Origin of the sequence: Anaerococcus sp. NML200574 (genome assembly GCF_026131665.1) — a bacterium.
Classification (GTDB): domain Bacteria; phylum Bacillota; class Clostridia; order Tissierellales; family Peptoniphilaceae; genus Anaerococcus; species Anaerococcus kampingae.
In genome coordinates this window covers 174,651-187,709 of sequence record NZ_JAMXSM010000001.1, presented here as the reverse complement: position 1 = coordinate 187,709, position 13,059 = coordinate 174,651, and the positions used below count along the sequence as shown (strand labels likewise).

At 35.0% G+C, this 13,059-nt stretch carries 14 protein-coding genes and 1 tRNA gene; 12 read left to right on the top strand and 3 right to left on the bottom strand.

Going from position 1 to position 13,059, the window contains the following annotated elements; all coding sequences use genetic code 11:
- Positions 1 to 398: 398 nt before the first annotated feature.
- Together NH286_RS00850 and NH286_RS00845 are read left to right on the top strand one after the other, a co-directional pair.
- Positions 399 to 938: a helix-turn-helix domain-containing protein gene (locus tag NH286_RS00850; RefSeq protein WP_265236110.1), complete on the top strand. Its 540-nt coding sequence runs from the start codon at positions 399 to 401 to the stop codon at positions 936 to 938.
- On the top strand, positions 872 to 1,795 hold the full coding sequence (locus NH286_RS00845) for an IS3 family transposase (RefSeq protein WP_265236164.1): 924 nt from the start codon (positions 872 to 874) through the stop codon (positions 1,793 to 1,795). Before NH286_RS00850 ends, NH286_RS00845 begins: the two co-directional genes overlap by 67 nt.
- Positions 1,796 to 1,890: 95 nt before the next feature.
- On the opposite strand, the gene NH286_RS00840 is transcribed toward NH286_RS00845, so the two are convergent.
- Positions 1,891 to 2,253 (bottom strand): membrane lipoprotein lipid attachment site-containing protein, encoded by a 363-nt coding sequence (locus NH286_RS00840; RefSeq protein ID WP_265236108.1) that lies wholly within the window; start codon positions 2,251 to 2,253, stop codon positions 1,891 to 1,893.
- A 353-nt stretch (positions 2,254 to 2,606) separates the two neighbouring features.
- Positions 2,607 to 2,683: transfer RNA gene (locus NH286_RS00835), tRNA-Pro, on the bottom strand.
- 208 nt (positions 2,684 to 2,891) lie between these two features.
- Here NH286_RS00835 and NH286_RS00830 point away from each other — a divergent pair.
- From NH286_RS00830 to NH286_RS00810, 5 genes are all read left to right on the top strand, one after another.
- Positions 2,892 to 3,623 (top strand): NAD-dependent protein deacylase, encoded by a 732-nt coding sequence (locus NH286_RS00830; protein ID WP_265236106.1) that lies wholly within the window; start codon positions 2,892 to 2,894, stop codon positions 3,621 to 3,623.
- Complete coding sequence (locus NH286_RS00825; RefSeq protein ID WP_265236105.1) at positions 3,624 to 3,989, top strand: zinc-ribbon domain-containing protein; 366 nt, start codon at positions 3,624 to 3,626, stop codon at positions 3,987 to 3,989.
- 116 nt (positions 3,990 to 4,105) lie between these two features.
- Positions 4,106 to 5,278: a coenzyme F420-0:L-glutamate ligase gene (locus NH286_RS00820; RefSeq protein ID WP_265236103.1), complete on the top strand. Its 1,173-nt coding sequence runs from the start codon at positions 4,106 to 4,108 to the stop codon at positions 5,276 to 5,278.
- Positions 5,279 to 5,396: 118 nt separating this feature from the next.
- Positions 5,397 to 6,332 carry a YitT family protein gene (locus NH286_RS00815; protein WP_265236101.1) on the top strand — a complete coding sequence of 312 codons (936 nt, stop codon included), beginning with the start codon at positions 5,397 to 5,399 and terminating at the stop codon, positions 6,330 to 6,332.
- A gap of 22 nt (positions 6,333 to 6,354) precedes the next feature.
- Entirely contained in the window at positions 6,355 to 7,230 is an 876-nt protein-coding gene (locus NH286_RS00810) for a hypothetical protein (protein ID WP_265236098.1), read from the top strand.
- 34 nt (positions 7,231 to 7,264) lie between these two features.
- Here NH286_RS00810 and rd read toward each other — a convergent pair whose 3' ends face one another.
- The gene (gene rd / locus NH286_RS00805) at positions 7,265 to 7,423 is read right to left on the bottom strand and encodes a rubredoxin (protein ID WP_004833839.1); all 159 of its coding nucleotides are present in this window, start codon (positions 7,421 to 7,423) and stop codon (positions 7,265 to 7,267) included.
- 161 nt (positions 7,424 to 7,584) lie between these two features.
- On the opposite strand from rd, the gene NH286_RS00800 reads away from it, so the two are divergent.
- The 5 genes from NH286_RS00800 to abc-f all read left to right on the top strand — a co-directional run bounded on the left by NH286_RS00800 (position 7,585) and on the right by abc-f (position 13,059).
- Positions 7,585 to 7,959, top strand: coding sequence for an ATP-binding protein (locus tag NH286_RS00800; protein WP_106460945.1), 375 nt, complete (start codon positions 7,585 to 7,587; stop codon positions 7,957 to 7,959).
- Positions 7,960 to 8,070: 111 nt separating this feature from the next.
- Positions 8,071 to 9,888, top strand: coding sequence for a translational GTPase TypA (typA, locus tag NH286_RS00795; RefSeq protein ID WP_106460944.1), 1,818 nt, complete (start codon positions 8,071 to 8,073; stop codon positions 9,886 to 9,888).
- A 10-nt stretch (positions 9,889 to 9,898) separates the two neighbouring features.
- Positions 9,899 to 10,504, top strand: coding sequence for a hypothetical protein (locus NH286_RS00790; protein WP_265236094.1), 606 nt, complete (start codon positions 9,899 to 9,901; stop codon positions 10,502 to 10,504).
- Positions 10,501 to 11,130, top strand: a complete 630-nt coding sequence (locus NH286_RS00785) for a redox-sensing transcriptional repressor Rex (protein ID WP_265213566.1) — start codon at positions 10,501 to 10,503, stop codon at positions 11,128 to 11,130. Before NH286_RS00790 ends, NH286_RS00785 begins: the two co-directional genes overlap by 4 nt.
- Positions 11,131 to 13,059, top strand: coding sequence for a ribosomal protection-like ABC-F family protein (gene abc-f / locus NH286_RS00780; protein ID WP_265236092.1), 1,929 nt, complete (start codon positions 11,131 to 11,133; stop codon positions 13,057 to 13,059). It abuts the gene before it with no gap.

Genomic DNA, 13,059 nt, shown 5'->3' with positions numbered 1-13,059 from the left:
AGAACAGTTGATTTTGTTTTTTTATGATTTTTTCTTTTTAAATAACTATACGTATTCTATCTTTTTAGTTTGAAAAAAGGGTTATTCTAAGTATAATGTTATTACAGAAAGTCGGTATAAAGACTCTAAACTTATACCATTTGGTCGGCATGGAGACTGAAAAACCATGTCCATTGCAGAGGAAACTGTGAAAAACCATTTAGGGAGTGATTTAGATCGCTCCCTATTTTTGTAAGGGGAATTTAATGGTTAGATCTTTTAAAGAGTTGGTTTGTAATGTTCTTATTTCAAGTGCTAAGGAGTATAAAAATAATTTTACTAATAATCTATGCAACCAAAAAAACCCGGCCTAGTGACCTGAACCCCAAAATCCGGAATACGGATGGAGGGGTTTTTGTATGCCAAAATACACAAAAGAATTTAAAATCAAACTAGTAACGGAATATTTATCAGGGGAATCTGGAGGCAGTCCGATGGTTTCTAAAAAATATGATATACCCGAAGGTACATTACAAAACTGGATAATCAAATATCAATCAGGTGGATTTGATAACTTATCAAAAAAGCAAAATAAAGATAAATTCACTAGTGAATTTAAGCTATCTGTAATACAATATAGGCAAATCAATAATATCTCATTCAGACAAACCGCAGAGCACTTTAATATAAGCAATAAATCAATAATATGTAATCGGGAGAGAGCATATAGACAGCGTGGTTTATCTGGACTAGAGGATAACAGAGGAAGGCCTAGAAAAAATATGACCAAATTAAATAAAAAGTCTAAACTTAATACTCCAATAAATGAAAGTGAAAGAGAAGAATTAATAAGATTAAGAGAAGAAAATAGACTTCTAAAAATGAAGATAATATACGAAAAAAAGCTACAAGCCTTGCTCCTGGAAGAGGAAGCAGAAGCAAGGAAAAAACAAAAATAATCCTCAAGTTACAAAAAGAATATCCTAAAAGCAAGATAAGTGAATGGTTAGAAATAGCTGAATTGCCAAAATCATCATACTATGAATGGAAGATGAAATTAGCTAAACCAATAGATAAAGATAAAAAAATTAGAAAAGAAATAACAACCATAGTAGAAGCATCAAAAGGTAGATATGGCTATAGAAGAGTAACTATGGTATTAAAAAATAAAGGCTTTAATATTAATCATAAAAAAGTCTTAAGAATAATGAGAGAAGAATCCTTGCTATGCTCTAAATTTAAAACTAGATCAAGAAAATACTCATCATACAAGGGACAAATAGGTAAAGTAGCAGATAATGTTGTAAATAGAGAATTTAAAGCTGATAAACCGAACCAATTATGGCTAACAGATGTAACAGAATTTAGAATTAAAGGACAAGAAAAGAAACTATACCTATCACCAATATTAGACCTATACAACAGTGAAATAATCAGCTATACACTAAGTAATCACCCAACAATAGAATTAACTAATACAATGCTAGAAAAAGCATTAGAAGAAAATAAAGACATTAAAGATTTAATTATACACTCAGACCAAGGATTCCATTACCAACATAGTACTTGGACTAAAAAACTAGAAAAGATGAATATAAGGCAAAGTATGTCAAGAAAAGGGAATTGTCTAGACAATTCTCCAATGGAGAACTTCTTTGGAATATTGAAACAGGAAATGTATTATGGAGAAGATTTTAAAAGTTATGATCATTTAAGAAATGAGATTGAAAAATATATAAAATGGTACAATGAGGATAGGATTAAAACAAAATTAAACGGAATGTCCCCTGTTATGTACAGATTACATTCCGCTTAAAATATTATTAAATTATTCCGTGTTTACGGGTTCAGGTCAAAGCTCCTATGCTCAGCTTGTGTTTTTAGATTTGAAAATTTTTAGGATAGAATTGGCTAATTCCTGTCTTCTTCCGTCTTAAAAATTATCATCTTATTATCATCTATGTAAAGATTGATGGTTTTTCCTTCATCTAGGATTTTGTATTTGAAACCTGTGTCGAAATTTGATTGGTTGTTTTTAGTGTGTTTTGAAGTACTTTCAACTTCAGAACCAATTTCTCCATCAAAATCTGTCAGCTCATCGTAGACTTTCTTTTCTCCTGAATATAAATAGAGCTTATCATTAATAACGATCATAGGAATCAAATCCCACTTTACATTCTCATTAGAATTCATATTAGCTTCATTATTAATTTTGTTATTAGAACAAGCTGTTAGGGCAAAAATTGTAATAAGAAAAAATACAAGTTTTTTCATATGGTCACTCCTTAAACACTACAAGGCAAACGATACCAAATTTGTAAAAATATTATATTTTAAAAGATAAAAAAGCAACCATCACTGATTGCCTTTATCTGTTCGTACGAAAATCCGTTTGCTACGCAAACTCTTCCGTGCTGAGAAAACCGCTTACTTCGTAAGCTTTTCTTGCTACCGCACTGATTTTTCTCCTTAAACATCCAAACTCAATGGATGTTTAAGTGCACTAGTTTTCGGCATAAAGTCCCCAAATCAAGGGGCCTTTATGGGTAAAAGGATTACATCCTTTCATATTTAGTTCAATTTTATATAAAAAAATAAGCAACCATTTCTGATTGCTTATTTTTATCTGGTCGGGGTGAAAGGATTCGAACCTTCGACCTCATGTTCCCAAAACACGCGCGCTACCAAGCTGCGCCACACCCCGGTGACCACTGACTATTATAGTATACGATGTATATAATAATTTGTCAAATATTTTTATCATTTTTTTTCTTTATTTTTAAAATAAGGCTCTACTTGCTTTTCGAGTCTGAAATTATGATACCACATATTTTCTCTTTTATAAAATCTTATGGCGATTTTCTTGTAAGATAGCTTATAAAGATTATAATGATTGTATAGAAAGGATTATCATGGACACAATTAAGGAAGTTAAAAAAATTATAGATGATTCTAATAATATAGTATTTTTCGGAGGGGCGGGGGTTTCTACTGCATCAGGTGTGCCTGACTTTAGATCTGCCACTGGCCTTTATAATAGGGAGAATAACTCTGGTTATTCGCCTGAATATATGCTTAGCCATGAGTTTTTGGTTGACCATCCTGACCAGTTTATGACCTATTGCAAGGAAAATCTTATGCTTGATGGTATTAAGCCAAATCCTGCCCACTATGCCCTTGCTAAACTTGAGAAGATGGGCAAGCTTAAGGCTGTGATTACTCAAAATGTGGATAGTCTCCACCAAGAGGCAGGTAGTAAGAATGTTATCGAGCTTCATGGCAACTTGAGAGATTATTATTGCACTAAGTGTGGGAAAAGTTTTGACCTAGCCTATGTCAAGTCTTTTGAAAAAGAGGCCCATTGTGACCAGTGTGGTGGCCTTGTTAGACCTGATATTGTCCTTTATGGCGAAGGTCTTGATCAAAATAATATTTCCTATGCTATTAATCTTATCGCTAATGCTGATGTTTTGATTATTGGTGGGACTAGTCTGGTGGTTTATCCTGCAGCTGGCCTTATTGATTTTTATAGGGGCAATAAGCTTATCCTTATAAATAAGGATCCTACCAGCAGGGATAGCCGTGCAGATTATGTTATAAATGGTGATATTGCCAAAGTTATGGAAGAGATTGTGGGTGATTAGATGGAAAAAAGAAATGGAATTGATGAATATGGAGTGTTTTTAATTTGCCTGGCTATAGGTCTTCTTATCTTGGCTTATTTTACTCATTCATCTCTTATTAATATCATATCTTCTCTTATTGTGATTTATGCCCTCTTCAGGTCTATGAGCGCAAATTCTATAAAGAGAAGCCAGGAAAATAGGATGTTTTTGGATAGTGTTATAAATCCTATCAAGGGCCTTTTTAATAAGGGAAATAAGAAGGATGAAGCCTATAAATATGTGACCTGTCCTTCCTGTGGACAGAAACTTAGGATTCCTAAGAACAAGGGTAAAATCAAGGTTAGATGTCCAAAATGCAAGGAAAAGTTCGATGCTAAGAGCTAGAATTTTTTAGAGATTTTTAGTTTTTTTAGAAATATAAATTAATTTAAAATTTAGCTTTATATACTATTTAAATTTATTTAAAACGGATGTATAATTTCCATGAAAGGGGATTAATAATGTCAAGAATAATTGGAACAACAGCGATGGGCCTTAGGGCACCAATCATTAAAACAGGCGATGATTTAGTAGAAATTGTCACCAACATGGTTAAAGAAGTATCTAGTGAAGTTAAATTTCACGATAGGGATGTAATTGCGGTTACTGAGTCTCTTTTGGCTAGAAGCCAAGGAAATTACGCAAGTTCTGATCAAATAGCTAAGGACTTTGCTAATAAGTTTGAGGCTGATGAGGTTGCGATTCTTTTTCCTATCATAAGTAGAAATAGATTCTCTATTTTGCTTAAATCTTTTGCTAAATCTGGCAAAAAGCTTCACATTTGTCTATCCTATCCATCAGATGAAGTAGGTAACCTACTTATGGATGAGATGGATTTATTTAATTCTAATATAAATCCTTACAAGGATGTCCTATCTCTTGAGGAATTTAGAGAAGTTGCTGGAGATTACAAGCATTTATTTACTGGTATGGATTATCCAGAATTTTACAAGGAACTTGCACCAAATTCTGAAATTCACTTTTTAAACAATCCAGTAGATGCTCTTAAATTTACAGACAATGTTTTAGTAAGCTCTATACACAATAGAGACTTGGTAAAAAGACAATTAGTTGAAGCAGGTGGAAAGACTATTCTTAAGCTTGATGAGATACTTGATGCTCCAGTAGATGGTTCAGGATACAATCCTTCTTATGGACTTCTAGGTTCAAACCTATCTACAGGTGAAGTTGTTAAGCTATTTCCTAGAAATGCCCAAGATTTTGTTGAAAAACTTCAAAAAAATATTATCGAAGTAGTTGGCAAAAATATTGAGGTAATGGTTTATGGCGATGGAGCTTTCAAAGATCCAGTAGGCCATATTTGGGAGTTAGCAGATCCTGTTGTATCACCAGGCTTTACAGAAGGTCTAAAGGGTACACCAAATGAGCTTAAATTAAAATATGTAGCTGACAATGAATTAACTGGTTTATCTAGCGAAGAAGCTGCAGAGAGATTTAAGAAGATGGTCAAAGAAAAGGACCAAAACACAGATAAGAATAAGACCCTAGGTACTACACCTAGACAAATTACTGACCTATTAGGTTCTCTATCAGACCTAATCTCAGGTTCAGGAGATAAGGGAACACCAGTAGTCCTAATCCAAGGCTACTTTGATAACTATTCAAACGACTAATAGAATATAAAAATTATAAATGAGCCAACTTTGCTTAATATACCTAGCATAAAAGTTGGTTCATTGTATAATTGTAACATATACTAGACTTGTAAATATTTAATGATGGAGAAGAAAATTGAAAGACAACCAATCTTTTGACAATCAAGAAAGCAAACAGATTCCAGCAAAGAATGTAGATGAGAGAAATACTCTATCAAAGGAATACAGATTTTTCTGGATGAGTTTTGCATCAATACTAATGGCCTGTGGTACTCATTTTTTCAAATATCCAAACTCCTTTGTAATAGGTGGGGTAGAGGGTATGAGTATCATCACATCCATGTTTGTTCCCTTTACAAGGCCACAGATTACCCTATTCTATAACTTAGTTCTATTGGTAATTGGATTTTTTGTGATTGGCAAGAAATTTACCATAAGAACAGGTTATGTGGCCATACTTAATTCCCTAACAGCCTTGCTTTTAGCAAGAATTGTTCCCATTCATCAATCCCTAACTGGCAATAAGATGCTAGAATTAATCTTTACCCTCCTCATGTCATCAGTTGGATCAGCTATTTTATTTAATCTAGCTGCATCAAGTGGGGGTACTGATATAATAGCGATGATAATTAAAAAATACTCCTCTCTTCAGGTAGGAAAAGCCCTTCTAGTGGTAGATTCGCTTTTCACCATAGCAGCCATCAAGATATTCGGAGTTGAGATTGGATTATTTTCAATCCTAGGCTTGCTCATGAAGGGGATTTGCGTAGATGTAATGATAGGGTCAATGAATGAGGCCAAATTATTTATAATCATAAGCTCAAAGACAGAAGAGCTTGGCAAGTTTATAAAAGTAGACTTAAATAGGTCGGCAACTGTGATAAGTGCCAAGGGCCTATATGCAGGAAGTGATATTTCTGTATTCTTGTGTGTGACAAGCAAATTTGAACAGGCAAGATTTAGGTCCTTTATCAAAAAGGTTGACCCATATTGCTTTATAACTATATTAAATACTTCATCAATTATTGGAAAAGGCTGGTATTCATCAGATGATCAGCTAGATAGCGACTGATTTAGAAAGGAGGCTTAAGGCTATGAAAAAAATCTTACAAATATTCTTAATTGCTACCTTAAGCCTATCTTTTGTAGGCAAATCCTACGCCCAGGATGCTGAGTCTAAGGAAGAAACACAGCCAGTAAAGGAAGCAGAAGTTCAAAAGCCAGCTGATAAGATAAAAATAAAAGAAGATACTAAAACCCTCGAAGAAGAAAAGGTTCAACCCTTAAAAGAGCCCGTCAAAGAAGAAGTTAAAAAGCAGGGTGAAGCAAATAGTCCTGAAAGTGAAACTAAAGAGGGGCAAAGCCCAAAAGATGCAAATCCAAAGAAAGAAAAAGAGGCGGTGTCTGCAAGTGATGCTAGTAAAAAAGAAAATGCTGACTACGAAAAGGTCCAAAAAGCTGTAGATGATTTGGTTGAAAAGCTAGATAAGAATTCAAATCTTGCCAAGGCATTAGAAGAAGTCAAAGTTACAATCAAGGCTAATAATTCAAATACAAGCACTGTTTCAAATCAGGTCAATAAAAAGACTGAGAAAGTGATAAAGGACTATAGCCAAAAGATACAAGAGGCCAAGACACCTAGCCAGAAAAGACAGCTTGAAAATGAAGCGGCAAATAAGATTAAGTCAATAAGTATAGATGTAAGTGAAGATAATAAAGCTAATGCTAAATTGCCAGAAAAAGAAGGTGAAGAGCCTAAGAAAAGACTCACCAAAGAGGTAAAGGCCAACCATAATGATGATATAAGTAAGATTTATGCCCTAGCACCAGCAGAGGAAGAAGAAATAGATTATCTAGGTTTTCTTAAAAAGCCTGTAGTAATAGTAGCTGTAATTTTAGTTATAAGCATACTTATATCAATTGGGATAGTAATTAGAAATAAAGAAAAAAATGATATAGATTCTTACTAAAAAAAGAGGCCCTGTGGCCTCTATTTTAATATTATTATTCTTGAGCTTCGAACATGTCTTTGCCAACTCCACATACTGGGCAAACCCAATCTTCTGGAAGTTGATCAAATTCTGTACCTGCTTCAATTCCGTTATCAACATCACCTTCTGCTGGATCGTAAATATATCCGCATGCTGTACAAACGTATTTCATTGAATGTCTCCTTTCATTTTTTCTTGTAATTACATTATACCCGTAAATTCTATAATGTAACAGAAAATTTCAATTCTAATTAAAATTTGTTATTTTTTCTGTAAATTTTAAAAATATGATATTAAAAACAAAAATCGGGTATGAAGTAGTTAGGAGAGGCTATGGAGATAATTAGGACGGTCATAAATTCTGACCTTAAAGATATAAAAAAATTTAGAGATAAGCTTTTAGCTTTGTTAGAAGATAGGGACTATGATCAGGATTATATCTTCAAACTTAGGCTGATATTAGATGAATTGACGAGCAATTCTTATAAGCATGGCAATATGAAAGATAGGCTTAAACTTATAGAAATATGTGTCAAACTTACAGATACCTATTCATATATAAAGGTAAAAGACGAGGGTAGTGGAATTTGTAGGAAACAGACTGTCGATTTATTTGCAGAAAATGGCAGGGGAATCAGACTTGTTGAATCTTTGTCGGACAGGATAGTAGTTTGTGAAAATGCAATAGCTTGTCTAATATACATATGAAGTGCTTTGATATAATAAATTAAAAGCACTTTTTTTGTTGATAATTATTGATAATTAATTAACGTTAGGTATAATATATTGATAGAATTTGTTAGTAAGAAAGAAGGAAATATGTTAAGAGAAGATGTTAGAAATGTAGCAATTATTGCCCACGTAGACCACGGTAAGACAACCCTAGTAGATGGTCTTTTAAAAACATCAGGTTTATTCAGAGATAATGAAGAAGTAAAAGAGAGAGTCATGGACTCTGATACAATCGAAAAAGAACGTGGTATTACAATTCTTGCCAAAAATACAGCAGTATCCTATAAGGATATGAAAATAAATATTATAGATACACCAGGCCACGCCGACTTTGGTGGAGAGGTTGAGAGGGTTTTAAACATGGCTGAATCTGTTGTACTTGTAGTAGATAGCCACGAAGGCCCAATGCCACAAACTAAGTTTGTACTTAAAAAGGCTATAGAATTAGGTCTACCTGCCATCATTTGTATAAACAAGGTTGATAGGCCAGATGAAAGAATTGATGAGGTAGAAGATGAAATCCTAGATCTATTCATATCTTTAGATGCAGATGAATCCTACCTTGAAAGTCCTATTGTTTATGCATCAGCCAAAAATGGCTGGGCATCACTTGAAAAGGGCGTAGTCAAGGAAGATATGACAGACCTTCTAGATACAATTATAGAATACACACCAGCTTTTGAAGCGGAAGAAGATACAGGTTTTAAGGTCTTAGTTTCAACAACAGATTATAATGAATACCTAGGAACCATAGCTATAGGCAAGGTTGAATGCGGAATAATTAAGAAAAATGCTCAAGCGGTAATCACAAATTACAATGAGCCAGACAGGCTTGTAAAGGCCAAGGTAGTCACAATTTATGAATTTGACGGCTTAAGCAGGGTAGAAGTAGAAGAAGCGAAATTTGGTTCAATAGTAGCCCTATCAGGTATGGAAGATATAAATGTAGGTGATACAATCGGTACAGAAGGAGACCATGAACCAATTGAATTTACCAAAATATCAGAACCAACCCTAGCTATGACCTTTTCGGTAAATGACTCACCATTTGCAGGTCGTGATGGTAAATATGTTACTTCAAGACACCTTAGGGATAGGTTGCTTAAGGAAGCAGAAACAGATGTTTCCCTAAGAGTAGAGCCAACAGATACAACAGAAGCCTTTAAGGTATCAGGTAGGGGTGAGCTTCACTTATCAGTACTTATTGAAAACCTAAGACGTGAAGGCTATGAATTCCAAGTATCAAAACCTGAAGTAATGTTTAAGAGCGATGAAAATGGCAAAAAGCTAGAGCCAATTGAAATTGCAACAGTAGATGTAGATGAGGTATACACAGGATCAATTATAGATAAGCTTGGCCGTAGGAAGGGTGAAATGATTGATATGCACCCATCATCATCAGGCTACACCAGACTTGTATTTAGAATACCAGCCAGAGGCCTTATAGGTTACAGGACAGAATTTATGACCGACACCAAGGGAACAGGCATCTTAAATACCGAATTTGAAGGTTATGATAGATACAAGGGCGACCTTGATAAGAGACAGCTAGGATCCCTAATAGCCACAGAAAAGGGAATAGCTACAGCCTACGGTCTAAATGCAGCCCAATCTAGGGGTCAATTATTCATCGAACCAGGTGAAGAAATCTATGAAGGCCTAATAGTAGGATCAAATGCCAAGGGTCTAGATATAGATGTAAACATCTGCAGAAAGAAAAAGATGACCAACACCAGGGCAAGCGGAAATGACGATGCCATCGTCCTTACACCAGCTAAAAAGATGAGTGTAGAAGAAATGATGGAATTTGTAGAAGAAGATGAACTAATCGAGGTTACACCACACAATCTAAGGATAAGAAAGAAAATATTAGACGCAACAAAGAGATATAAATCAAAAAAATAGGAGGATATAGATGGTAAATAAGTTTGAAAGAAGACTTAGCATAGACCTAGTCTTCTTGGTAGTCATCTTATTTCTTCTAACTATCTCTCAAAGGTTTGTGGATTCATGGTTTTTTAACTTAAGCTGGTATATCGCCTTTATCCTAAGCTGGATATTGATGCTAGTTTTTAGTTTTTCAGTCCTCCTAGATAAAAATGCTAGAGGATATTCAATACTTACAGCCATAGTCACAAGCCTAGCCTTTGGTCTATTATCAATCCACGGTTTGTCAGCCTTGGCAAGATTTGTCAGGGTCTTGCCCACAAACCTAGCCGTAAACAACGAGTTTTTCATAGCTAATAATCAGCTGATATTTTATTCATGCTTGATAGTGGTTTACTTTTTCCACATGATAAACGCTCTCCTACATAGACAAAAGGACCAAGAGCCTAAGGAAGAAATAAAAGAAGCTAGCGAGGAAGAGCTTAGGCAGAGAAGAGATGATAAGCTAAATGCAATAATAGCTGAGATCGATAGTCAGAAGAATTCAGATAAGCTTACAGATGAAGATAGGGAAATATTAAATACTCATCTTTTAGAAGAGGCTAAGAACAAGGAAGCGGAGGATAATTTATGAGCAAGCAAAACATATCATTGTCAGTAATCAAGAGACTTCCAAAATACTACAGGTATTTGGAAAGCATCAACGAAAAAGGAATAATCAGAGTATCTTCTAAAGAATTATCCGAGATAACAGGCCTTACAGCCAGCCAAATTAGACAAGATTTAAACCACTTCGGTTGCTTCGGCCAACAAGGCTATGGCTATAATGTAAAGGAATTAATTGGTGAATTATCAAAGATAATTGGAGTAGATAAAAGTTATAAGATAGTCCTAATAGGTTATGGTAATATAGGACATGCCCTCTACCAATACAAGTCCTTTAGAGATCTAGGCTATGAATTTGAAGCAGTCTTTGATAAGGAAGAATTCACACACGAAGAATTAAAGGTGCAAAAAATCGATGACCTAGGAGACTTCCTAAAAAATAACAAGGTAGATATAGGTATAATAGCAACACCAAAAACAGTAGCCCAAGAAATAGCGGATATACTTTGCGAAGGCGGAATCAAAGGTATTTGGAACTTCTCACCAGTAGACCTAAAGGTAAAAAATGGAGTGGTAATAGAATCAGTTCACCTAGATGAATCTCTATTTACCCTAACATATTTTATGAATTCACCAGAGGATTTTATATTTTAGATGAATGTAATAAGCGTATCAAACTTGGCCAAAGAATATCCCGGTAAGGAAATATTTTCTGGCCTAAGTTTTAATTTAGAAAAGGGGGACAAGGCAGGACTAGTTGGAATCAACGGGGCTGGCAAGTCTACCCTTTTTAATATATTAACAGGAAACTTAAGAGCAGATGAGGGGAAAATCTTTATCCCCCAAGAAGTGAAAGTAGGCTATCTGGAGCAGATTTTAAGCATAGATAGCCATATGACAATCTATGAATATTGTCTAGCCATCTTTGATGATATGATAAGGCTTGAAGAAGAGATAAGAGAGCTTGAAAAAAAGATGAGCCAGGAAAAGGATGATGAAAAACTTGCCCAGATAATGGATGAGTACACAAAAAAATCTGACCTTTTTCACCAGAAAAATGGCTATGCCATCAAAAGTGAGCTAGAAGGAACCCTAACAGCCATGGGCTTTGATAGGGAGGACTTCGATAAGGAAATATCTGTTTTATCAGGTGGACAAAAGGCAAGGGTAGAGCTAGCAGGTCTTTTATTAGAAAAGCCAGACCTTCTCCTTTTAGATGAGCCAACCAACCACCTAGATATAAAGGCAATAAACTTCCTAGAAACTTTCATCAAAAACTACCAGGGCACAGTCATAATAATATCCCACGATAGGTATTTTTTAGATGCCACAGTAAATAAGATGATGGTCCTAGAATATGGAAGGCTTACATCCTATAATGGCAACTACACCAGCTTCATGACCCAGAGGAAAAAAGACAGGGACGTCTACCTCCACCAATACAAGAGCCAGCAAAAAGAAATCGAACGCCAAGAAGAAATCATCGACAGGCTCAAAAACCTGGGAGGCTCTAAGAGAAAAAGAGGTATATCCCAATCAAGGTCTAGGCAAAAACTCCTAGATAAGATGGAAAAAATGGAAAAGCCAATCGAACTACAGGACACCATGAGCCTTAAATTTAGCCCAAGAATACAATCAGGCATGGATGTCCTAAAGGTAGATAAATTAGCCAAATCCTTTGACTATAGGGAGATTTTCAAAAATATTTCCTTTGATATTTATAGAAATGAAAGGGCAGCCATAATCGGAGATAATGGTGTAGGTAAGACCACGCTTTTTAAAATAATCCTCAAGGAAGAGATGCCAGATCAAGGCACAGTCAAGCTTGGCCAATCTGTAAACATAGGCTACTTTGACCAAGAGCAAAAATCTCTAAACTTAGAAAATACCATCTTTGATGAGATAAGAGAGGCTTACCCAAGGCTTACAAACTTTGAAATAAGGTCCTACCTTGCCAAATTTATGTTCTACGATGATGATGTCTTCAGAGAGATTAGCGAACTATCCGGTGGGGAAAGGGCTAGGATATCTCTCCTTAAGCTAATGATATCAGATTGTAACTTCATCCTCATGGATGAGCCAACCAACCATCTGGATATTGACTCAAAGGAAATTCTAGAAGATGCCATCCTAGATTTTGAGGGGACTCTTTTGATAATTTCCCACGACAGGTATTTCTTAAATAAAATCGCAAGCAAAATCCTAGATATGAAAAATGACCAGATTAATCTTTACCTAGGCAACTACGATTATTATAGGGAAAAGCTCAGGGAAGCAAGCCTGACAGATGAAGAAAGGCAAGTGGTAAGCAAGACCCAAATCAAAAAGGAAAGAAAAAAGGAAAAGCTAAAGAAAAGCGAAATTAAGGCCAAAAAGAACAAGATAAGAGACATAGAAAGGGAAATGAAGGAAACCGACCTCCTTATCAAAGACCTCACAAAAGAAAGCCTTGCTGAGGGCTTTTATAACGATCAAGATAGGGTCGCCCAAGTTTTTAAAGAAATCAAAGATCTTGAGGAAAAAAGAGATGACCTTGATGAAGTATGGCTAGACCTTAATTTAGAATTAGAAGAAGATGATTAA

Coding starts and splice junctions, on each gene's coding strand:
- NH286_RS00850 (WP_265236110.1), top strand. CDS start 399: ATGCCAAAATACACAAAAGAATTTAAAATCAAACTAGTAACGGAATAT.
- NH286_RS00840 (WP_265236108.1), bottom strand. CDS start 2,253: ATGAAAAAACTTGTATTTTTTCTTATTACAATTTTTGCCCTAACAGCT.
- NH286_RS00830 (WP_265236106.1), top strand. CDS start 2,892: ATGGACACAATTAAGGAAGTTAAAAAAATTATAGATGATTCTAATAAT.
- NH286_RS00825 (WP_265236105.1), top strand. CDS start 3,624: ATGGAAAAAAGAAATGGAATTGATGAATATGGAGTGTTTTTAATTTGC.
- NH286_RS00820 (WP_265236103.1), top strand. CDS start 4,106: ATGTCAAGAATAATTGGAACAACAGCGATGGGCCTTAGGGCACCAATC.
- NH286_RS00810 (WP_265236098.1), top strand. CDS start 6,355: ATGAAAAAAATCTTACAAATATTCTTAATTGCTACCTTAAGCCTATCT.
- rd (WP_004833839.1), bottom strand. CDS start 7,423: ATGAAATACGTTTGTACAGCATGCGGATATATTTACGATCCAGCAGAA.
- NH286_RS00800 (WP_106460945.1), top strand. CDS start 7,585: ATGGAGATAATTAGGACGGTCATAAATTCTGACCTTAAAGATATAAAA.
- typA (WP_106460944.1), top strand. CDS start 8,071: ATGTTAAGAGAAGATGTTAGAAATGTAGCAATTATTGCCCACGTAGAC.
- NH286_RS00790 (WP_265236094.1), top strand. CDS start 9,899: ATGGTAAATAAGTTTGAAAGAAGACTTAGCATAGACCTAGTCTTCTTG.
- NH286_RS00785 (WP_265213566.1), top strand. CDS start 10,501: ATGAGCAAGCAAAACATATCATTGTCAGTAATCAAGAGACTTCCAAAA.
- abc-f (WP_265236092.1), top strand. CDS start 11,131: ATGAATGTAATAAGCGTATCAAACTTGGCCAAAGAATATCCCGGTAAG.